This window comes from Paenibacillus urinalis (assembly GCF_028747985.1).
In the GTDB taxonomy this organism is placed as follows: Bacteria; Bacillota; Bacilli; order Paenibacillales; family Paenibacillaceae; genus Paenibacillus; species Paenibacillus urinalis.
The window spans coordinates 649,733-671,913 of sequence record NZ_CP118108.1; the positions used below are offsets into that span (position 1 = coordinate 649,733).

At 48.4% G+C, this 22,181-nt stretch carries 18 protein-coding genes, 1 pseudogene and 1 riboswitch; of the genes and pseudogenes, 12 read left to right on the top strand and 7 right to left on the bottom strand.

Annotated features, from left to right (window positions below):
* Positions 1–71 precede the first annotated feature (71 nt).
* Both PUW25_RS03010 and glyA read left to right on the top strand, forming a co-directional pair.
* Entirely contained in the window at positions 72–2,159 is a 2,088-nt protein-coding gene (locus tag PUW25_RS03010; protein ID WP_274338525.1) for a helix-turn-helix domain-containing protein, read from the top strand.
* A 106-nt stretch (positions 2,160–2,265) separates the two neighbouring features.
* Positions 2,266–2,399: riboswitch (glycine riboswitch) on the top strand.
* A gap of 158 nt (positions 2,400–2,557) precedes the next feature.
* Positions 2,558–3,811, top strand: coding sequence for a serine hydroxymethyltransferase (gene glyA, locus PUW25_RS03015; RefSeq protein WP_047911597.1), 1,254 nt, complete (start codon positions 2,558–2,560; stop codon positions 3,809–3,811).
* 74 nt (positions 3,812–3,885) lie between these two features.
* On the opposite strand, the gene acnA is transcribed toward glyA, so the two are convergent.
* Positions 3,886–6,594: an aconitate hydratase AcnA gene (acnA, locus tag PUW25_RS03020; protein WP_047911598.1), complete on the bottom strand. Its 2,709-nt coding sequence runs from the start codon at positions 6,592–6,594 to the stop codon at positions 3,886–3,888.
* A 301-nt stretch (positions 6,595–6,895) separates the two neighbouring features.
* On the opposite strand from acnA, the gene PUW25_RS03025 reads away from it, so the two are divergent.
* The 10 genes from PUW25_RS03025 to PUW25_RS03070 all read left to right on the top strand — a co-directional run bounded on the left by PUW25_RS03025 (position 6,896) and on the right by PUW25_RS03070 (position 15,746).
* Positions 6,896–7,903 (top strand): amidase domain-containing protein, encoded by a 1,008-nt coding sequence (locus tag PUW25_RS03025; protein ID WP_047911599.1) that lies wholly within the window; start codon positions 6,896–6,898, stop codon positions 7,901–7,903.
* Between the two features lie 127 nt (positions 7,904–8,030).
* Complete coding sequence (locus PUW25_RS03030) at positions 8,031–9,137, top strand: D-alanine--D-alanine ligase (protein ID WP_047911600.1); 1,107 nt, start codon at positions 8,031–8,033, stop codon at positions 9,135–9,137.
* A 105-nt stretch (positions 9,138–9,242) separates the two neighbouring features.
* Positions 9,243–9,563, top strand: a complete 321-nt coding sequence (locus tag PUW25_RS03035) for a hypothetical protein (protein WP_047911601.1) — start codon at positions 9,243–9,245, stop codon at positions 9,561–9,563.
* Between the two features lie 84 nt (positions 9,564–9,647).
* Positions 9,648–10,643: a UV DNA damage repair endonuclease UvsE gene (gene uvsE / locus PUW25_RS03040; protein WP_047911602.1), complete on the top strand. Its 996-nt coding sequence runs from the start codon at positions 9,648–9,650 to the stop codon at positions 10,641–10,643.
* Positions 10,644–10,777: 134 nt separating this feature from the next.
* On the top strand, positions 10,778–11,641 hold the full coding sequence (locus tag PUW25_RS03045) for an inositol monophosphatase family protein (protein WP_370510329.1): 864 nt from the start codon (positions 10,778–10,780) through the stop codon (positions 11,639–11,641).
* Positions 11,642–11,709: 68 nt separating this feature from the next.
* Complete coding sequence (locus PUW25_RS03050; RefSeq protein WP_177178758.1) at positions 11,710–11,943, top strand: hypothetical protein; 234 nt, start codon at positions 11,710–11,712, stop codon at positions 11,941–11,943.
* 148 nt (positions 11,944–12,091) lie between these two features.
* Positions 12,092–13,360: a GDSL-type esterase/lipase family protein gene (locus PUW25_RS03055; protein WP_052511891.1), complete on the top strand. Its 1,269-nt coding sequence runs from the start codon at positions 12,092–12,094 to the stop codon at positions 13,358–13,360.
* A 309-nt stretch (positions 13,361–13,669) separates the two neighbouring features.
* Positions 13,670–14,113, top strand: coding sequence for a helix-turn-helix domain-containing protein (locus PUW25_RS03060; RefSeq protein ID WP_047911604.1), 444 nt, complete (start codon positions 13,670–13,672; stop codon positions 14,111–14,113).
* Between the two features lie 30 nt (positions 14,114–14,143).
* Positions 14,144–15,340, top strand: coding sequence for a rhamnogalacturonan acetylesterase (locus tag PUW25_RS03065; RefSeq protein WP_205054337.1), 1,197 nt, complete (start codon positions 14,144–14,146; stop codon positions 15,338–15,340).
* Between the two features lie 16 nt (positions 15,341–15,356).
* Positions 15,357–15,746 carry a sensory rhodopsin transducer gene (locus PUW25_RS03070; RefSeq protein ID WP_205054336.1) on the top strand — a complete coding sequence of 130 codons (390 nt, stop codon included), beginning with the start codon at positions 15,357–15,359 and terminating at the stop codon, positions 15,744–15,746.
* 59 nt (positions 15,747–15,805) lie between these two features.
* Here the strand turns inward: PUW25_RS03070 and PUW25_RS27580 are convergent, their stop codons facing one another.
* The 6 genes and pseudogenes from PUW25_RS27580 to PUW25_RS03100 all read right to left on the bottom strand — a co-directional run bounded on the left by PUW25_RS27580 (position 15,806) and on the right by PUW25_RS03100 (position 22,175).
* Positions 15,806–16,312: a Ger(x)C family spore germination C-terminal domain-containing protein gene (locus tag PUW25_RS27580; RefSeq protein ID WP_476641288.1), complete on the bottom strand. Its 507-nt coding sequence runs from the start codon at positions 16,310–16,312 to the stop codon at positions 15,806–15,808.
* 108 nt (positions 16,313–16,420) lie between these two features.
* Positions 16,421–16,950 (bottom strand): annotated as a pseudogene (locus tag PUW25_RS27585) (Ger(x)C family spore germination protein); the annotation flags it as partial.
* Positions 16,947–18,404 carry a spore germination protein gene (locus PUW25_RS03085; RefSeq protein ID WP_274338029.1) on the bottom strand — a complete coding sequence of 486 codons (1,458 nt, stop codon included), beginning with the start codon at positions 18,402–18,404 and terminating at the stop codon, positions 16,947–16,949. The gene PUW25_RS03085 and the pseudogene PUW25_RS27585, both read right to left, overlap by 4 nt.
* Positions 18,373–19,488 (bottom strand): GerAB/ArcD/ProY family transporter, encoded by a 1,116-nt coding sequence (locus PUW25_RS03090; RefSeq protein ID WP_205054334.1) that lies wholly within the window; start codon positions 19,486–19,488, stop codon positions 18,373–18,375. The genes PUW25_RS03085 and PUW25_RS03090 overlap by 32 nt, the downstream gene beginning before the upstream one ends.
* Positions 19,489–19,673: 185 nt before the next feature.
* Complete coding sequence (locus PUW25_RS03095; protein WP_274338526.1) at positions 19,674–20,987, bottom strand: glutamate-1-semialdehyde 2,1-aminomutase; 1,314 nt, start codon at positions 20,985–20,987, stop codon at positions 19,674–19,676.
* A gap of 168 nt (positions 20,988–21,155) precedes the next feature.
* On the bottom strand, positions 21,156–22,175 hold the full coding sequence (locus PUW25_RS03100; protein ID WP_205054333.1) for an LCP family protein: 1,020 nt from the start codon (positions 22,173–22,175) through the stop codon (positions 21,156–21,158).
* Between the last annotated feature and the right edge of the window lie 6 nt (positions 22,176–22,181).

The window sequence follows — 22,181 nt, forward strand, 5'->3', positions numbered from 1 at the left end:
ATTTCAAGTTGAAATGCATTCATTTATGTTATATTAACTGACACGTACGGAGTGGAGAGGGGATGTTAAGCGTGGATCTGCCTCAATTTTTGGAGAAGAGATTTGGAGACGTGGAATATGGGGCATGGTTTTATACGGAGAGTGCTGGAAGCTTATACCTATGGCTGGGCACAGAAGGAGCCGACAGGCTGATCGAGAAAGTGAAGATGAATGCAATGGGTTTGCCGCTTCAACAACACATGGAGAAGCTAGTATGCCGGACCTTGCGTGTGGAGGGATCCACACTCTTATTCATCTATTTTTCACCGAATGATGCCTCAGAGCAGAGACCCATGCTGATGCTGATTGAAGCTGAAGATGAATTGACGGACAGTGAGCTTGAGCAGCTGGAGCTGCTGACGAGAATGGAGCTGCTAATGATAAGGCTTGCCAAGCAAAAGCTGGATCACGAACGCTGGCTTGAGGGGCTCCGCGCGCTAACCTCTTCTCTCGACCTGAATGAATTGCTGCTGCACATTATGCAGAATGCACTGAAGGTCATTCCCGCTGCAGACTGCGGCTTCTTCATGATGTATGAGGAGGCGGAGAAGAGACTGGTGCCCAGGGCGAGCATTGGGATTAAAGATACGATTTATCAGTTTCAGACAAGGCATAGCCAGGGGATTACAGGTAAAGTATTTACGAGCGGGATCGGGAAAATATATACCTCCAGAACAGCCCTGGATGCGATGGATGATGTTCCGAAGGATGCATTGAGTTATCTTGTTAACGCATTTGACGGAGATGTGGTGCAGGTAGTATCAGTCATCGCAGTTCCCGTCACGATGAATCAGGATCGGATCGGCGTCATGCTGGTGCATCAGCTGCAGGATGGCAGGAGACCTTTTCATGATCAGGACCTGCTGCATCTTCAGGGCTTTGCTGATCAGGCCGCTATTGCGATATCCAATGCAAGAATGTACTCAGAGCTGAGAGAAGCGAATGAGTATCTCGTGAAACGGAGCGATATTCACAATGTATTTACCAAGCTGTCTGTCCGCCAGGAAAGTGTGGAGGTGCTGGTTGATCAAGTGCTCGCTATGCTGAAGCTGCCCTTGCGATTTGTTGACCTGCTGCTGAACAACTGGCATCCTGTCGCTGACGATCAGCATGAGCTCTCCGATCTGGATTTGTTCCAAGTGTTTGAGGCGAATAAAGCTCCTGTCACGATAACGGGCAGTCACGAGCATGGGTATTACCTGTACCCTGTTGTGAATGGCCCGGTGCTGCTCGGCGTCTTCGTTATTCCACTCCTTCGTCCACTGGAGCCGCTGGATCACATTGTACTTGAGCAGGGAGGTGCGATCGTTGCACTTCAGCTAATGAACACGCACTCCGCCACGGAAATGTATTACAAACGGAGCCATGAGTTCTTCAATGAGCTGGTGCAGTTTCGTGAGCCTGAACGAGTCGCTGCCAAGATGAGTAATTTTGGACTGCCTAAGGATGTTCCTCTATTCGTTAGTGTCCTTCACCTTCTGGGAGAGCACGGGGATCTGAAGCAGCGTGAGATTTTTTTACGTAAACTGATACTTGATTTGGAAAAAGAGCTTGGTCATAGTGAGAAGCTGCTATTTGGCTCCCATGATAAAGTAACGATTATTGCGGCAGCACTGAATATCGCCCAGCAAAAGCAAATGGTGGAACGGATGAGAGCAGCTGCCGAGCGATGGGCAAGATCAACAGGCAAATCCGTGAGCGGGGGCATTGGCAGCTTGTATAGTGGCCTCGAGCAGGTGGCCAGAAGTAACGATGAGGCACTTGATGCCTTATCCTTTCTGCTCCGCAGGCAAAAGACAGGACTTACCCGTTATGAGGATATCGGGGTGAATCAATTGTTTCTCAATCAGGAGCCTGCAAAGATCGGGCATTATATTGAGAGTGTGTTGTCTCCTCTGTATTCAAGGGGCAAGCAGCAGGGTGAGGATCTGGAGCGCACGTTAAAAGCTTACATGGCTGCAAATCGTTCCGCTTCAGCAGCAGCCGAAGAGCTGCATATTCATATCAATACGCTGTACCACCGGCTGCATAAGATTGAGGAGCTGATGCAGGTCAGTCTAAATGATCCCGATGATTGGCTCAAGGTATATCTGGCTTGTCATCTCAGCGAGACCTATTAACTGCTCCGAAAATGTAGAGAAATACATTTATCAAGATTTTTTGTCAGCTATATTGACATAGGATCTTTCTTCTGCTTTAATCAGATAAAGAAAAATCCATAAGCGGAAGATGATGGCAGGGAGAGTCTTAAGCATCGCTTGGTCACGTTAATGAGGATGCTTTTGCGCCGAAGGAGCAAGCTTTATGGCTAGTCGAGTCTTAAAGTTAATCTCTCAGGTACAAGGAACCGCCATCGGACGCAACTCTGGAGAGAGCAATAGCCACCCAAGGGGTAACGACGGCTGACGCCGTTCAAACTCTCAGGTACCCAGGACAGAGAACACGACAATTTGTTCGTGATCTCTGTCCTTTTTTGCGTATCCATAGATTTATCATTTATCTCGCGGAGGTGTTGTTAATGAGTTTGGAATCCTTTGATCCACAGCTTTACAGCTTTGTTCAGCAAGAGCAGGAACGTCAGCTGGCTACACTGGAACTGATTGCTTCAGAGAATATTGTTAGTCCTGAAGTGATGGAAGCGATGGGAACCGTTCTAACGAACAAATATGCAGAAGGGTACCCTGGGAAACGTTACTACGGGGGCTGCGAGCATGTGGATGGTGCTGAGACGCTCGCGATCGAGCGGGCAAAGTCCTTATTTGGAGCTGCTTATGCGAATGTTCAGCCGCATTCCGGTGCTCAGGCCAATACGGCAGTGCTGTTTCATCTCCTGAATCCAGGAGACAAGCTGATGGGCATGAATCTTTCCCAAGGCGGACATCTAACTCATGGCAGTCCAGTAAGCCTGTCAGGGAAATGGTTTGATGTGGTCTCCTATGGAGTGGATGAAGTAACACACCTGATCGATTACGATCAAGTAGAGAGCCTTGCCCGCAAAGAGCGGCCGAAGCTGATCATTGCTGGTGCAAGTGCTTACCCCCGTCAGATTGACTTTGCAAAGTTCAAGGGAATTGCTGATCAGGTCGGGGCAAAGCTTATGGTGGACATGGCTCATATAGCCGGACTGGTTGCAGCGGGTCTGCATCCCTCTCCGGTCCCTTATGCGGATGTTACGACAAGTACGACGCATAAGACGCTGCGCGGCCCTCGGGGAGGCCTGCTGCTGACGAATGATGAGGAGACGGCGAAGGGGCTTAACAAATCCATATTCCCTGGCATACAGGGCGGACCGCTCATGCATATCATTGCAGCGAAGGCAGTGAGCTTCAAAGAGGCATTGGACCCTTCCTTTAAGCTCTATGCAGGCAGAGTCGTCGATAATGCGAAGGTGCTTGCAGATACTCTCATTCAAGAAGGAGCCACACTTGTATCGGGAGGAACGGATAACCATTTGATGCTGATAGATGTGCGGCCCTGGGGACTTACAGGCAAGCAGGCTGAAGCGATCCTGGAGCATGTAGGCATCACGGTTAATAAGAACACGATACCTGGAGAAACAGCCAGTCCATTTGTTACTAGCGGCATACGAATCGGTACGCCTGCATTGACGACGAGGGGCATGGGAGATGAAGAAATGCGCATATTGGGAGAGTGTATTGCTGCTGTGCTTAAGCGTCATGGAGATGATAGCGTGGCAGCAAGTGTACATGAGCATACCAAGGCGCTTGCGGCGAGGTTCCCGTTGTTTATGAAAGAGATGGCAATTCGATAATCTAATAGAGATAAAAAAAGGCCGTATCCAGCTGCCGAGAGGCAGGGGATACGGCCTTACTATTTGTACGTCGATTATTTCATCAACTGACGAAGTACGGTTTGCAGAATACCGCCATTATGGTAGTAATCCACGTCAACCATACTGTCGAGACGCGCGATAACAGGGAACTCAAATTTAGTACCGTCCTCGCGTGTTGCAGTTACAGTCAATTCTTCACCTGGAGTAACTTCGTTGGAGAGACCTACGATATCAAACGTCTCACGCCCGTTCAATCCAAGGCTGGACCAGCCATAGCCTTCTTTGAACTGAAGCGGAAGTACGCCCATACCAACCAGGTTACTGCGGTGAATCCGCTCGAAGCTCTCAGCGATAACAGCTTTGACGCCAAGGAGAAGCGTACCTTTGGCTGCCCAGTCACGGGAGCTTCCTGTACCATACTCTTTACCAGCCAGTACGATGAGGTTTCTGCCTTTCTCCTGATACTTCATAGAAGCATCGTAGATGGACATGACTTCATCGGTAGGGAGGTATTTGGTAACGCCGCCTTCCGTGCCTGGTGCCACTTGGTTACGAATACGGATGTTGGCAAATGTTCCGCGCATCATAACTTCATGGTTACCGCGGCGAGAACCGTAGGAGTTGAAGTCCTTGCGTTCTACACCATGCTCTTTGAGGTACAGACCAGCCGGGCTGGTTGGCGAAATATTACCTGCAGGCGAGATATGGTCGGTCGTTACAGAATCGCCAAGCAGCGCAAGCACGCGTGCATCACGAATGTTCTGGATGTCGTTCAGATCACCTTCAAGTCCTTCAAAGAACGGCGGGTTCTGAATGTATGTCGAGTTCTCATCCCACTCATACAATTCGCCTTCTGGAACTTCAATTGCATTCCAGCGTTCATTGGCAGTGAAGACGTTCGCGTATTTATTTCGGAACATATCTGCGTTAAGCGAGACATTAATTGCTTCTTGGATTTCTGCGGAAGTCGGCCAGATATCCTTAAGATATACAGGCTGATTGCTCTGATCATAGCCGATCGGATCGTTCTGCAGATCGATGTTCACCGTACCTGCCAGCGCGTAAGCAACAACCAGCGGCGGAGAAGCCAGGTAGTTTGCTTTGACCTGGGCATGCACACGGCCTTCGAAGTTACGGTTACCAGACAGTACTGCAGCAACAGTCAGATCGTTGTCAGCAATCGCATGACTCACTTCATCTGGAAGCGGACCGGAGTTACCGATACAAGTTGCACATCCGTAGCCGGCAACGTTAAAGCCCAGCTTCTCAAGCGGATCGAGCAGGTTTGCCTTGGTCAGGTACTCTGTAACAACAAGAGATCCTGGAGTCAGCGAGGTCTTCACATAACCAGGCTTGGTCAGTCCGCGTTCTACCGCTTTCTTCGCAAGAAGACCTGCGCCGACCATAACACTTGGGTTGGAAGTGTTCGTACAGCTCGTAATTGCAGCAATTACAACTGCACCTGGAGCCAGTTCACTCTTGGAACCGTCAGGATGGGTAACAGGCACTTTCTCTGCAATCTTCTCATCGCTTAGTCCGTAACCGCCCTTGTCGATTGGTGTGCGGACAATGCCTTCCCAATTCTCTTTCATATGAGACAGCTCAATCCGGTCTTGAGGACGTTTAGGTCCTGCAAGGCTCGGTACAACCGATGCCAGATCAAGCTCAATAGTATCTGTAAAGACTGGATCTTCGGTATGGTTCGTACGGAACATGCCTTGGGCTTTGTAGTATGCTTCAACCAGCTCAATTTGTTCTTCAGAACGACCTGTATTACGCAGGTAGTTAACCGTCTCTTGATCGACTGGGAAGAAACCTACGGTTGCACCATATTCCGGAGCCATGTTAGCTACGGTCGCACGGTCAGCCAAGCTGATGTTGGACAGGCCAGGACCATAGAATTCTACGAACTTGCCGACAACACCCTTCTTACGAAGCATTTCGGTAACCGTCAGGGCAAGGTCAGTAGCCGTAGAGCCCTCTGCCAGGCTGCCTGTCAGCTTGAAGCCGATAACCTCAGGCGTTACGAAGTAGAGTGGTTGTCCAAGCATTCCGGCTTCTGCCTCGATACCGCCGACACCCCAGCCTACAACGCCGAGACCGTTGATCATCGTTGTATGAGAGTCCGTACCTACCAAAGAATCCGGGAACACAACAGTCTCACCGTCAATCTCTTTGGTTGCAGCTACGGAAGCGAGATATTCAAGGTTAACCTGGTGAACAATCCCTGTAGAAGGAGGAACTGCACGGAAGTTGTCAAAAGCAGTCTGTGCCCAGCGAAGGAAGCGATAACGCTCTTCATTGCGCTCAAATTCTACTTTGATGTTATAGTCCAGTGCACTGTTCGTTCCGAATGCATCGACCATGACTGAGTGGTCAATAACGAGATCGACAGGAACGAGCGGATTGATCTTCTTCGGATCGCCGCCGGCTTTCTTCACTGTATCGCGCATAGCGGCAAGGTCAACGACCACCGGAACGCCAGTAAAGTCCTGCAGTACAATACGCGCAGGAATAAAAGGAATTTCTTTGTTGTTATCTTTGCCTTCTGCCCAGCCTGTAAGCTGGCTTACATGATCTTCAGTAATAGCGCGTCCATCAAACTGACGGATCGCCGCTTCGAGGAGCACCTTAATGGAGAAAGGCAGCTTGGAAATGTCGCCGCGTCCTTGCTCTTCAAGCGTTTTGAGGCTGTAATAGCGGTACGTTTTGCCTCCGACTTCAAGCGAGCTTGCAGCAGAGAAATGATTCTGTTGAGACATGGATGTACCTCCTTGATTAATAGTATGCCAGAAGTTCATTTTATCCGTTCAATGTCCATGGAGTTTCACAGTGTGAAACGTAATTTCAAAAATGAACTTTTGATTTTAGTATACCGTTTTCATCCATTGACGTAAAGTTTTTTTTCTTGTAAGAACGCCTATTTTTACAGGGAAGTGAATGCTCCAACTCTCTCTGGATAGGCCCCGTACATACCAACATAAAATTAGTCATATAGTGAAAAGAGAAGGTAATCATACGATCGAGAAGTAAGCCGGAGTAGTAGAAAGGGGATATGGGCCGTTGGAGCGAGAATGGAAAAATACCTTATATTCTTATGTGAAAGAATATAATCGAGGCGAGATTGATTATAAGCCGCAGGAGCAGCATATGATTACAGACCTTGCTGTCCTGCTCGAACGAGGCAAGCGGGCAGCTCAGCTGGAAGAGTGGTATCGCGAGCGTCAGGCCGTACCTCTGCGCTGCGAGACAAGCGCTAAGCTGCTCCGGACACTGTCGGATCGCAAGGGTGAAGCTGTGGTCGATGTACAGCTGTACAGCCGGTTATTCTACTCCAAGGGAGGGATGACGCACCGGGAGGACCGCATCGAGAAAGAGCGGCTGACCTTCACCAAGGACGGTAATTATTGGGTTGTATCGCGTGTGGTCAGAGATGTACAGGAACGAAAGCCGGTCGCCTATGAGACGCTGATCGCAGCAGAGAATGCCAAGCAGGCAGGTATCTTGAGGAAGCCTCTTCTGAATAGAGAGGTGTTGTATCCAGGTATTCCGGCCAGACTGGTTCGATACCGGAGAGAGGATGCGGTGGCTTATGCAGATCAATGGTGGAATTCGGGTAATCCGGAGTTTGAAGAATTCGAAGTGAACTGCACCAATTATATCTCGCAATGTCTCTTTGCAGGGGGCGCGCCGATCAACTATACTGGTAGGAGAGAAACAGGCTGGTGGTATAAAGGTTACGCTTCGGGACAAGAGCAATGGAGCTACAGCTGGGCCGTGTCAGATAGTTTGGAGAATTATCTTGCGCGGAATCATAGCGGGCTGACGGCAACGCTTGTTGACGGGCCGGAGCAGCTGCAGCTGGGCGATGTTATTTTCTATGATTGGAATGGGGACGGCAGGTATCAGCACAGTACGATTGTAACGGCATTTGATGCGGGTGGAATGCCCCTTGTGAATGCGAACACTGTAAGCAGCAGGCATCGTTATTGGGATTACAAGGATTCTTATGCCTGGACCGAGAACACAACATACCGGTTATTCCATATCGCAGATACTTTTGGAGCCTAAAAAAAGCGTAACGCTCATCCTTAAGATGAATATACTATTGGCATAATTCGGTAGGCCTTGGCGGATACGATAATCAAAATGATTCTCTCCCTAGGACCTGTAACCGTTAAGAAACCGGAGGTAAGTCATGGTACACAGTAAAGACAACAAGATGACCGTAGGCGTGGTCTATGGAGGCAAGTCAGGAGAGCATGAGGTATCATTGCAGACTGCATTTGCCGTCATCAGCGCATTTGATTTTGATAAATATGAAATTATTCCTTTCTTTATTTCGAAGCAGGGAAGCTGGGCTAAGGGCGGCAGACTGACTGCGCCTCCTGCCAGTATAGATGAGCTTAAGCTCGGTGGGAATGCGGAAGAGACAAGAGATGCACTGAATACCGTATTCGGACAACTGTATGGTACCGAGGGTGAACTAGATGTTATGTTCCCGCTCTTGCACGGTACGAACGGTGAAGACGGCACCATTCAAGGCTTGTTTGAAATGGCTGATATCCCTTACGTGGGTGCTGGTGTGCTGCCTTCTGCAGCAGGTATGGATAAAGTCGTGATGAAGAAGCTGTTTGCACAGGCGGGTCTTGCGCAATGTGAATTTGCGTATTTCAATCATGTGCAGTGGAAGCGTGCGAGTCATGATCTCATCGTGGGGATGGAGGACCAGCTGGGCTATCCGATGTTTGTTAAACCAGCGAATCTCGGCTCCAGTGTTGGGATTTCCAAGGCTCGTAATCGCGATGAGCTTGTTCAGGCGGTTGAATTCGCATTCCGCTACGATATTAAAGTTATCGTCGAGGAATTTGTAGACGCGAGAGAAGTCGAAGTCAGCGTACTCGGTAACGAGGAAGCGATCGCTTCTGTACCGGGAGAGATTGTATCCTCCAGTGAATATTATGATTATGCGGCCAAATATATCGACGGCCAGTCACAGATGCTGATTCCTGCGCCGCTTGATGAGGAGGAGGCCGACCGTGTTCGCGAGGCTGCTCTCCAGGCTTTTCGTGCCATTGAGGGTAACGGCATTACACGGGCCGATTTCTTCATTCGCAGATCGGACGGAGCACTGCTTATTAATGAAGTGAATACGATGCCGGGCTTTACGCCGTTCAGCATGTATCCGCTGCTGTGGCGGGAGACAGGTGTATCCTACAAAGCGCTGCTGGATCGGATGATTGAGCTTGCTCTGGAGCGGTATGCTCAGAAACAAGCACTGAATTACGAGAATGGTAACCGGTAGTCGATGTGAACACGAAGGGGAGTGATATGCTCTCCTTTTTTCATATATACAGGAAGTTCACAGAATCTTATGGATATAAAATTTGGGATACAGGAGGTTGTACGTATGGGATTTCAAACAGAGTTTAATTCGGTCTGTAAATTTAAGAGTGATCAGGAGCTGTATGAGCTGCTGGAATATGGCCGGGGCAAAATGGTGAAGCAGGGCTTCAGGGTGTTCCCCACGGGTCAGAAGGTTATTGCCTATACACCTGAGAATATCGCGGTTGCTATAGTGAAAATTGTCGGCTGTATTGCCGAGATTAATTTTCAAGGACAAGAGGTCACTGAGGTGGAGATGATACTTGAACGCAAGCTGAACGAAGAGGAATCCCGGATTCAGACTGCGCTAGCTCACGAAATGTTTTTTGGAGAGCAGAATAAGTAGCCTTGAATGACGTTTCAAGCAGGTTTTAATCCGTAGACATAGGGTATAACTGTACTATTATGACGAAGGGATTGAACCGCTTCCATGATCGTACGATTCGGATATGTAGCCATGTCAATGGTGGTAGCGAACGCGTCACCGTCTAAGACGATGACGATGGCGAGCTTTAACAAGATAGAAGACCGGGAAGCAGCGATCCGTAAGCTCGAACGCATTGCTGCCGAGAACTTACATAACACCCTCAGGCTGCTGAGGCATAATCTGGCAAGTGATATCAAAGTCTATCGCTTCTCATCCAAGCTCATTCCGCTTGCTACACACGGAGATCTGGCCGATTGGGATCCATTTGCGGCATTAGTCCCCTCTTTTCAGGAGGTTGGTGATTTTGTGAAAAAGCACGGGATGCGAGTCTCGTTTCACCCTGATCATTTTACGGTGTTAAGTACACCACGGGAGGAAGTGCTGAGAAGCTCCATTCGTGATCTAATGCACCATAAGGCGATGCTTGATGCGATGGGACTGGATGCAAGGGCGAAGAACAATATTCATATCGGCGGTGCTTACGGGGACAAGAAGAAGGCCGCAGAACGATTCATCGTCAATACGGAAGCCCTGCCTCCCGAGCTGCTGCAGCGGATCACGCTTGAGAATGATGATAAGACCTTCACAGCGGTTGAAACGCTGGAGGTATGTAAGAAGACAAGCCTCCCTATGGTGCTGGATATACATCATCATTGGGTGAATAACGATGGGGAAGCGCCCTGGGAATTGTGGGAAGATATTCTGGAGACATGGAAGACGATCTATGCTCAGGCGGATTCTTCTCCTGAAGAAGTCCTGCCTCCCAAGATTCACGTTTCGAGTCCCAAGAATGAGAAGGATATCAGGAGCCATGCGGATGGAGTTGTGCTGGAGCCTCTGCTGGACTTCCTGCGTCATATTGCGGACCGGACCCCTGCTATTGATGTGATGATCGAAGCGAAACGCAAGGATGAGGCGTTATTTAACTTAATGAAGGATTTCGAGAAGCTCGCGGGGGAAGGTATCGAAATCATAGACGGAGCCACAATTCGGATGTAAGAAAATGCACAATATTTTGAAATAGGGCTTTTTACGTGTAACGAGAACACGTTTTAAACGTTACTATTATAGTAAGCTTAGCTATAGGTTCATTCTGTATAGCGCAAAGATACAAAGAAAGTAGTGTGATCGCTTTGAACGACAATCAGAAGATTCCATACGTAGTTACTAGTAAGAGTTATACTGCCGTTGCAATTAATGCTGCTGCCAAAGCGGGAGAGTGGATTAAGAGCCGTGCCGGCTCTGCCGTTAAAACGACGACGAAATTCTCAGCCCAGGATTTGGTGACCGAGGTGGATAAGGGTGCAGAACAGATGATTCGCAGACTGATCCTGACTCATTTTCCCGATCATGCGATCCTTGGTGAAGAAGGGGTTGAGCCGGGAGCGGAAGCATCTGCTAAGGCGCTTGAGGCTGCACGTGAGGAAGAATATTTGTGGATCGTAGACCCGGTAGACGGCACGACCAACTTCGTGCATGGCTTCCCTTTTTTCTCCGTATCCATTGCACTTGCCCATCGCGGAGAAGTGATCGTAGGTGTAATCTATGATCCTATTCGAGATGAGCTCTTTGTAGCGGAGAAGGGGAAAGGTGCATATGTTCACGGAGATCGAATGAAGGTCTCTCGTGAAGAGAGCTTGTCAGACAGCTTGGTCGCGATTGGGTTTCCGCCTGATCCCGAATTTGCGCTTCCTGCAAACATGAGTGTTGCTAAGGCACTGGCACCCAAAGTTCGCAATTTGAGAGCAGGAGGCTCGGCCGCACTTCACCTTGCATATGTGGCAGCAGGCAGACTCAGCGCATATACCGAGATTGGACTCAACCCTTGGGATATCGCTGCAGGAGCGCTGCTGGTTCAAGAGTCCGGGGGAACCGTGACAGATACACAAGGCAATCCATATCATCTGGCGGTTCGGTATGTTGCAGCAAGCAATGGTCAAATTCATGAAGAACTCATTCGTACACTGACAGAAGAGAATGCAACCGGCGTAAACTGATGCCTCTGCTGCATAATAGGCTCCTCTGCGGTGGAATAATGTATGCAAAAACAAAGGAGTGATGGATCGTGAAGGATTCACGTGAACTGGAGCGCCAGCTTAGCGAAATGCTGACGGAAGGAGAGCCTGAATTTGGAGACCGCAAGGAAAGAGAGCGGCAGAACATATCTCCGAAGCACGAAATCCGCATTCAGACACAGCTCGATCCGATTGTAGAAGAAACGAAGAAGTTTCGCAGTATGGCGAAGGAAGTAGATCATCGGTATGATGACTATATGAAGAAGGCCGGTTTATCCGAGTAATCACCGCTATTTATTGATTAATATTACAGAGATGCCCCGATATCGGGGCATCTCTTTTTCGTGTGAAGTTGTTAAATAGTAGTATCTCCCTCCATATGCTTGGTGGTAAAATAAGGAACATGGCATGAGAGAGGGGATATTGTTACATATGATGAAGATCACAGGCTTCAAGAGAAGGGCTAAGCAAGGCGTTGTCTCACTGTTTGCAGGGGTGCTCTTCTTGAGCGCAGGGCACACGGCGGTGAATGCGCAGGAAGTGGCTGGCACGGAGCCGTTTAAGATCGTCGCACTTGGGGATTCCATCACGGTAGGCTATGAGCCGGGGATGGAGGATTACTCTACAGCTCCTTATGGCTACGTCGAGCGTTTACTTGAGCAAGGTCTATTGCATGAGCGGACCGTGGTAACGAACTACGGAATTGGCGGCTTAAAAAGCAATGGATTGAAGCAGTTTACGGAAGCGATACTAAATAAGAAGTCCGTAACACCTGAGGATATACAGCCCGGACTTCCAGATGCTCGTGTGGCCTCTTATATGGCAAGTATCGCTCAGATTAATCAGGATGTAGCCGAGGCAGATGTCATTACGATTACGATCGGCGGCAATGATGTATCGGAGCTGCTGGTGACCGCAGACGGAATGAACGCTTCAGATTTGGATCGCAGAGTTGAGGAGCTGCTTGCAAAATATACATTAGAGGTTACGGCCGCTGTTCAGCAGCTCCACACCATGAATGGTGATGCTATAATCGTGCTGGCAGATCAGTATCAGCCGGTTCCCAAGGTGGGGAATGCAGGACTTTATGCCAAGCTGATGGAAGCAAGCGCTGCCTTTACCCGCACAGTGGATGCGCTGGCCACTGAACTCAGCACTCAGGGCGTATCGATCAAGGTCGCACACATCGCTGAGGCGTTCGTCGGTGGAGAGGGAACGATGACCCATATGATTGGCAGCCGGGATTTTCATCCGAATCAGCTCGGTTATGAGGCGATTGCCAAAGTATTTGCAGAAACAATATGGGGGCAATATGTGAAATTAAAGGCGGTAGAGGCCGGGGAGCCGATGAACATTATCGTCAGCGGACAGCTGCTGAATACTCCGTATAAGCCGGTGCTGCGAAACAATCAGAATTATGTGGCGATTCAGGATATTGTAAGTGCCGTAGGCGCGAAATCACAGTGGATTCATGAAGCAAAGGCGACGATGATTACTTATAATGCAAATCGAGTACAGATCCAGATTGATAAGCCGAGTGTACTCGTGAATGATCAGCTGATTCCTGTGAAGAATGCTCCTTTCCTCCATCAAGTTGGCAAGGTAGCGAAGACTTATGTACCTCTTGCCCTTATCGCTGAAGGGCTGGGCTATGATGTACAGTACAATGCTAAGCTTAAGACCGTCTTTATCAATCCGTAAAAATAAGGCAGATGACAGCCCTTCATAGTGCTTCATACCTGTTCACAGCTGTAGCTGCTCTCTTCATGAGGGCGGCCTTTTTTATATTCCGATCAATTGCTTTGATCAAGATGATTGAAGCAGCCAAAGGTATTATGAAATTGATTCGATTCACTGTACAATAATTATGAACTTGTAATATAATCAACAACAAAGACTTCTACAGACAAACACAGAATAATTAATGATTTATATTTCTGCATCACAGATTTTGTTTCGATTTACCTGCGTACTGAGGTCAGGCTTCTATAAAAGGAGGCGTGCGAATGCATGAATAATTTGGATCATGTTGTTAGTCGAGCTTGGGATTCCGGCAGCAGAAGGTCCGCACCTGTAATCAGACTCCGTGTCTTCAGAGAGGAGGAGGACAGCGTCAAACAATCGGCGATTGTCAGCTCCATGCTGGAGCTGGTGCACCATCATTATGCCGATGCTGATCTATCCCTGAATACGGTAGCAAGACATATGCTGTACATGAATCCGGATTATTTAGGTAAAATGTTCAAGAAGGATACAGGGCTTAATTTCTCTCAATATTTAAATCAATACCGGATACGACAAGCCTGCAGTTATATTCAGCAGGAAGATGAGGATGTCAGAATTTTCGAGTTAGCAGAATGGTTTGGCTTCGGCGGAAATTCAGGTTACTTCAGCCAAGTATTCAAGAGATGGACAGGGATGACACCGTCTCATTACAAAAGAAGGGCAAGATGATGTTTTGTACATTGTAAGGAGGACGAACTCTTGAGCACAAGCACACTATCCCATTTCAAATTTGACTTTGGTCCCGGCATCACTGCAAACGGTTACATTGGAATCCAGCCTGACACGATTTACGATGAGGGGCTCGGATACGGGTTTGAGTCAGTCGGCAAAATTTATGGAAGAGACCGGGCGGAAGTACGATTGGCTCCGAACAATCAACAGAGCAATGTGAGCGAGGGGGCATCTGGATCAGACAGGAAGCGTTTGCAGGACAGCTTCTGCATTCCGCTGAACACGGTATTTCGCCTGGATGTCCCTGCGGGGAGCTACCGAATTCATTTGCTCATCGGTGATGAATTAACCGAGACGAGGACGATCATAAAGGCGGGGGAAGGGAGGCTGATCCTTCCCGAGATACACACGCCGCCAGGACAATGGATTGAGGAGAAATGCACCGTTCATGTGAGGGAGGGAGATTCATTACGACTCTCCTTCTCGGGAGCTGCGCCGCGGATTAATGCGATAGAGGTTATGCCTGCCAATCAAACATTGACGGTATTTATCGCCGGAGATTCAACCGTATGCGACCAGCCTGCAGCAGGCTACCCGTACTCGGGCTGGGGACAGATGCTTCCTGCCTGCTTCAAGCATGACGTGGTGGTAGACAATCACGCGCATTCCGGTCGCAGCACGAAGAGCTTTATCGACGAAGGAAGGCTTGCAGCGATCGAGACACGCATCAAACCTGGAGATTATCTATTAATTCAGTTCGGACACAATGATGAGAAATCGGATGCGCAGCGGGGGACACAGCCGTTTACAACTTATAAAGAGTATTTACACCAATACATAGATACGGCAAGGCGTCATGAGGCTTATCCAATTCTTGTTACGCCTGTGCACCGAAGATATTTTAATGAGGATGGAAGCTTGATCGACACGCATGGCGACTACATTACAGCGGTTAAGGAGCTTGCTGTGGAGGAAAGCGTACCGATGATCGACCTAGCGGCGCGAAGCAGGGAGCTCTTTGAAGAAGCAGGCGTGGAAGGGAGCAAACATGACTTTTTATGGGCGTTCCCAGGCGAATATATAAACCACCCGGCAGGAGTGGAGGACAACACGCATTTCTCTGTCCGTGGAGCTACCCGGCTGGCCAAAGAGGTGGCAGCTGCCCTATCCGAGCTTCAATTGCAGCCGCTTCAGATGTATCTTCGGGGCCATATCAATCGATAAGTGGGGGATAAGCACAATGAATCCAATAGAAGCAAAGGGATATGAACCACTTGGACGCACAACGTGGATGATTCCTGACGGTTACATTCCGCCTGACAGCAGCGGCAGTCTTGAGAGTCATGAAAGCATCTGTGTTCTTAATACAGGCAGCGAGGATGCCCAATTGGTGATGACTATATATTTCGAAGACAGGGAGCCGATGGAGGGAATCGAGACTGTCGTTCCTGCCAGGAGAACTCGTCATATTCGAACCGCAGGGCTTGAATCAGAGGGACAGAAGATCCCTACCGGTGTACCTTATGCAATCACAGTGCAGAGTGATATTCCGATCATTGTTCAATACAGCAGGCTGGATACAACACAGCCGGAGCTGGCACTGATGAGTGTAATGGCTTATCCGATCTAGATTCATATTAAAAAGAGGAATGACGGATTGTGAGTCATTCCTCTTCTGAATATTCTGGCTTATTTGTACGTAGTTGTATTTACCGGATGGATATTCACCTTTACTTCTCCCAGCTCGTAATTGTCGATGGGGTGTTCTTTATCCTTGGATAATTTCTTCCACAAGTCAAGATGCCTTCGATACAGGTGCTCTTCCAAGCTGTAAATATCCATTTTCTTCGCCTTGGTCTGTTCGAATGTGTAACGTATTTTCTCCACCATCCGGCGTTCTGTTTCCTTTTTCAGTTGTACATCCGATGCCAGCTGCTCGTCCTCGAGAACGGTCGCTTCGGCATTTACGGTAATATTGAAGGTAACCGTATGATTATCCTTGGTTACAGCAGAGATATTGGACTTCGCATCACGAACGAGCATCACATGTGAGCTCTTCAATTCAGGATCAAGGTCCAGGGGATACTGCTGCATTTTACGGTAGCTGACATATCTTGCACCATCTGCTTCCTGACCGCTGACTTTCCCCGTATTTTTCTTCTTAGAAATCAGGTAGAGTCCATCAAAATAGATCATATGCGGCTTCTTGTTACTCTCTTGATTCCAGGCCTCCGCATTTGTGGCGACAGAAGGAAGCAGGACAGTGGAAGCAGGCTCTCGAAAACCGTCTAGAAAAAAATGAATCCGGATCGGTTCGTATTCAGAGCTTTGACGATACAGAGAAACAGGCTCAAACAATTCAATGCTTTGCACCGATTGGTTCAGCAAGGACGAGGCGGTCAGCAGTGTCTTAAGGTCTTCGCTTGTGCCATACATCCATGGCGTATAACGCAGCTCACCCGAGTGAAGGATGACATCAAGCGTCTCCTCCAGCTTCTGGTTTAATATATTTTCAGAGAGAACGATGGCTTTCACATGTGTCCACATGGTTCTCTGCTGTGAAGTGCGGTACAATCATAAATTGCGAGCATCAGTGTCTTCCCTTTTCCTTCACCCACCCATATCGTTCCTTCATTAACTTGGTTGGGGCCTTCCTGTTTCGCGATATTGGCAAAATCCACGACCTGCGCATAGGCGATAAATTGCTTGTCCCGGTAATCGACTCCCAGCGTTGTAATAAAGTTGATGCTTTGAACTTCCTTCGTACTCCAGCATCCACTGAGCAGCAGCATGAGGGAGAGCAGGGAGCATAACAGCAGTATTCTCGCTCTCATGATTTGTTACCGGTACGCGTATTATCCTGAGTTTGCAGCGATTCAGGACGTTTCTTGCGCCCAAAGGTTGGCTTCATGAGAACGGTTTGTATGGCATCCCCAAGCTTAAGTGGTGTGACGGGAGACAGATAGCGAACACCGTAGCTTTCGAGTGAGGCCATATGAATGACAAGAATGAACGTTGCAATAAAGAAACCATACATTCCCAAAAAGGAAGCAAACGCGAGAATGAACAGCCGAATCAGTGAGGTTACCGAACTAAGGACCGTGTTAACGAGCATGTAAGAGGAGATAACAGAGATGGCGACAGCGACAATAATAGTCGGGGAAGTAACCCCTGCGCGGATTGCTGCGTCACCAATGATCAGTCCTCCTACGACCGTAACCGTCTGCCCAAGCGCACGTGGAAGTCTCCTTCCTGCCTCGTTGAACAATTCAAACATCGCAATCATCATAAATGTTTCGAGCGGAACGGGGAGCGGCAGTCCCACCCGTGTACCTGCAACCGTAGCCAGGAGTGGAAGTGGAATCTGTTCGAGATTAAAGGACGTCAGAGCAATATAGAAGCCAGGGAAGAGAGAAGCAACCATCAGACCGAAGATTCGAAGCAGCCTTTCTACAGCAACCATAAAAAAAGGCGTGCTGGCGTCTTCCGGCGAATGGATCTGGTTAAACAGTGTTGTCGGTGCGATATGCGCAACGGGAGATCCCTCCATCATGACAGCGAAACGGCCATTCAGGAGAGATGTGACAACATAGTCAGGACGCTGCGTCATATCCGTCAGCGGCAGTATGGACGGAATGCTGCCCATAATGGTTCGTTCAATGATAGAGGACCCCACGAGCCCATCCCTATCAATCTGACTCAACCGCTCGCGAATTGTTTTTAAGATCTCTGGATTGATAATATCTTCTACATAGAACAGAGCAATCTTGGTATGTGAGCGCTCGCCGGTTACAAATTGCTCATAGCAAAAGGATTTGGTCCGCAGCCGCTTCCGAATTAATCCAACGTTGATTGTAAGCTCCTCGGTAAATCCGTCTCTTGCTCCCTTCACCGCCGATTCAATTGCAGACTCCTCCGGCATTCTGCCTGGAACACTGGAGATGTCTAGTGTGTATATACGTGAGTACTGTTCACTTCCAGTCAAGATCAGAAGCTGTCCACTAAATACCGGTTCCTCAATTTGAACGGAATCAACAGGAAATTCAATTTCATTCAAGGTGAGAGCCAGCCTGGAAGAGAGATTGGAGCTATCAGTCAAGTCCACAGAGGTAAGCCGTGGCAATACAATTTCGTTAATCGTTTTCTGATCCGTTAGTCCGTCGCAATACACCAGCGTGATGGGCGTGGACATATCTGTAAAATGATGCACAACCACGTCGGCACAGTTCTGAAACAAGTTGTTCAGCATTTCATAATTAAGGTGAGCTTCTTCCTCGTGCGGTTGCACCGGTCCCCCTCCTTTTTTTCTTAAGCTTCCCGATGGGAATAGCCATCAGAGCAATAATGATTAAAAAGCTGAAGTAAACAAAATTTACCGGGAAAATCAGAGTGATGAGCAGGTTCTGAAAGACCGTGTCATTCAAAGGGTAGATCAAGCTTGCACTCATCAGAATTCCCCAGATCATGAAGATTAAGTTGCGTTTCTTCTTAATGTCCCAAACCACAACGGCAATATACATAGCTAGACTAATTCGAGTGAAGGCTCCAGCAAGCCATTGATAAATAGAGAAAAAGTCCGTCTGGGTGATGTATTTCCCAAGTGAGGCAATGCGCCATTCCTCGAATGCAGGATATCGCATGTGTTCTGCCTCATACGGACCGAACTCCATAATAGCTCCGGTCAGTGGGCCGAATGTCAGGCCGACCATAATAAACATGAGCAGAAGCAGCTGCCAAAGCTTGAATTTCTTCGAGAGATAAGGCTGAATGAATAGAATCAACGCAATTTCAACCCAACCGGACATACAGTAGAATATACCTCTGAACAACGGGGTGTATCCGTGCTCGAATAAGGGCAGAAGTCGATTATAGTCCTTGTACTGTACGTTGACGGTAGCAACGTAGAAGCCAAAGATGACGACCAGGGGCAGCAAAATACCAGAAGCAAAGGCCAAAGTACGCATCCCCAAGCAGGCGGTTAATACAGAGAGGAAGGCCAGAATCAAACCAATTACAAACATTGGCGATTCATATAAGTACGATGATTTTGCCCACATGGCCGTGTCATAGAAGGTAAAATAACTGACCTGCAGAAAATAAACCGAACTGACTAGCTTGAACAGGAACCCGCCTGCTTTGCCCAAATTATTTGATAGCCATTCAGCCAGCGTATTTCCTTTCAGCTGCTTGGATATGAGAAATACGACCAAGGTAAACAGGATGATAGGGAGGGAAGAGATCACTACAGACAGCCAGGAGTCCCGACCTGCGACTTGGAGCAGAACCGGAATAATAAACACATGATTGCTTAAGCCCACAGACAGCATGATCAGCATCGCCGCTTGTAAAAAGGAAGGTTTCACTGGATTCATTAAACAGCCTCTTTCTTGTTGAGATACGCTCACCTTGAAAATATACCGAGAGACTTATTTCATTGTGCGCAGCTGTATAAATTTTCATTCACAAAGAAAATATGGCGTATGAAAGTAAAGAAGCTGCAGCTCCTAGGAGGATTGTCCCTCCTGAGAGCCGCAGCTTCTAAGCATTATTATATAGTTTAGGCTTCTGCCATTGCTTTAAAGGATTGCTCGGCCGCTTCAATGGTGGCATCAATATCTGCCTCTGTATGCGCGGTAGTTAGAAACCATGCTTCATACTTGGAAGGGGCCAGATGGACACCGCGGTTCAGCATATGGCGGAAGAATGCCGCAAACGCTTCTCCATCCGTATCCTGGGCCTCTTCATAATTCGTGACCGGATGATCGCAGAAATGAGTAGAGAACGAGCCGCGAATCCGGTTAATGGTCAGCGGAATACCGTTTCGATCAGCAGCGGCTTTAATTCCATCTGTCAATCTAATGGTGAGGCGCTCCATTTCCTCGTAGACACCAGGCTGACTCAGCACCTCAAGACAAGCAATTCCTGCGGAGATCGAAGCTGGATTGCCTGCCATGGTTCCGGCCTGATAGGCGGGACCCAGCGGAGCAACCTGCTCCATAATCTCCTTTGATCCACCGTAAGCTCCGATAGGGAGTCCTCCTCCGATGATTTTTCCAAGGGCGGTCAGGTCCGGTTTGATCAGATCATGGTTATCCAGTCCCGCATAGGTTTGCGTTGAACCGTAGTGGAATCGAAATGCGGTAATGACCTCATCGTAGATAACAAGTGCGCCATGCTCATGCGCAAGCTTCACCAGTCCTTCAAGAAATCCGGGCTTCGGCATCACCATACCGAAATTGCCGACAATCGGCTCAACCATAACGGCCGCAACCTCATGGCCCCATGTCTTCAGTGCTTCTTCCAGACCGCCAAGATCATTGTAAGGTACAGTAATGACCTCCTGAGCAATGCTTGCAGGAATACCCGCACTGTCCGGTATCCCGAGTGTCGCAGGACCAGAACCTGCAGCAACGAGTACCAGATCCGAGTGGCCATGATAGTTACCGGCAAACTTGATGATCTTGGTTCGCTTCGTATAGGCACGGGCAACTCGGATCGTCGTCATGACGGCCTCTGTACCGGAGTTGACGAAGCGCACTTTATCCATGGAAGGGATAGCTTCCTTCAGCATTTTGGCAAGCTTGACCTCAAGCGTAGTTGGTGTACCGTATAATGTTCCGTTCACTGCTGCATCCGTAATGGCTTTCGTAATATGCGGATGGGCATGTCCCGTAATAATTGGACCATAGGCAGCCAGGTAGTCTATGTAGCGGTTGTCATCCACGTCATAGAAGTAAGCTCCTTCTCCACGCTTCATAAATACAGGCGCACCGCCCCCAACCGCCTTAAAAGAACGTGAAGGACTGTTGACGCCTCCAACAATATGCTCAAGAGCTTCAGCGTAATGATGCTCCGATTGCGTACGATTCATTTGTATCATCCTTTCTGCATTCTATATTGTAAAGTTAAGCCCTCAGGCGGACAACTCAAAAGGGCAGCTTCCGCTGCCCTTACTTGTTTGTATCTATTACAGTATATCACTTTGCAAATGGTTATGGCAGGGAGGCAGCAGGATTGAATGTGACTTCTGGCAAGCTGTCTACTGACTGTCACCGCTGGCTGATTTGTCGATAGTCGTTGTATCCTGGACCTTTTCCGTTTCCGTTGGATTAACAATCTCTTGGACATAAGTTTTTAATTCTTCATCATCTCTTACGCTAAGCACAGCGGCCCCGCCGATTTTCTCTTCAACAAGAAGGCTCATTGGCGGAATCTGCTCGCTGCCCTGAAAATTGCTCTGATATCCAAGCGAAGCCAGCTTCCACATGTCATTTAAGGTGAGATTTGTATCGATATATGGGTTTACTTCATTTAAAATGGCTGGCAGCTTGGCTATTGACGTTGTTGTCTGCATTTTGTCTGCAATGGCACCGATCAGCTCTCGCTGACGTTCGGTTCTTGAGAAATCCGACATGGCATCATGCCGGAATCGGACATACATTAATGCCTTTTCACCATCCAGATGCTGCAGCCCCTGCTTAAGGTCAATATCATATTCATGATGATCTGCCTTGCTGACATAGTGCATATCTTTTTCAACCTCAAATTCAATGCCGCCGATCGCATCGACCAGCGCGATAAAGCCTTGGAAGTCCGTATATACGTAATACTGAACAGGTATGCCGAGCAGATCACTGGCTGCCTGCATCGCTACATTAGGGCCATGGGTAATCGCCGTATTAATGCGATCGCTGCCGTATCCGGGAATTTCGGTGTATGTATCACGAAGGAGAGAGAACAGTGAAATTTTCTTGGAAACCGGGTTGAGGGAGGCAACCATCATCGTATCTGATCTTGGTATTTCACCTTCGGCCATGCCTCTGGCGTCAACGCCCATGAGCAGAATGTTCACAGGTTCTTTACCTTCCCATTTCGGAGGCTCGGGTGTTCTCTCCTGGTCTACCTTCTCGACGTTGTAGAAAGGGGACTCCTCGCCTTCCTTCTGCAAATCTTGAAGTTCATTTACAACCGAAGTAAAATAATAAGCTGCAGGCAGTAAGACAGCAAGGATCACAACGGTAACAGCGGTCCACAGAATTCGTTTGGTCTTCTTGGTCATCTGAAG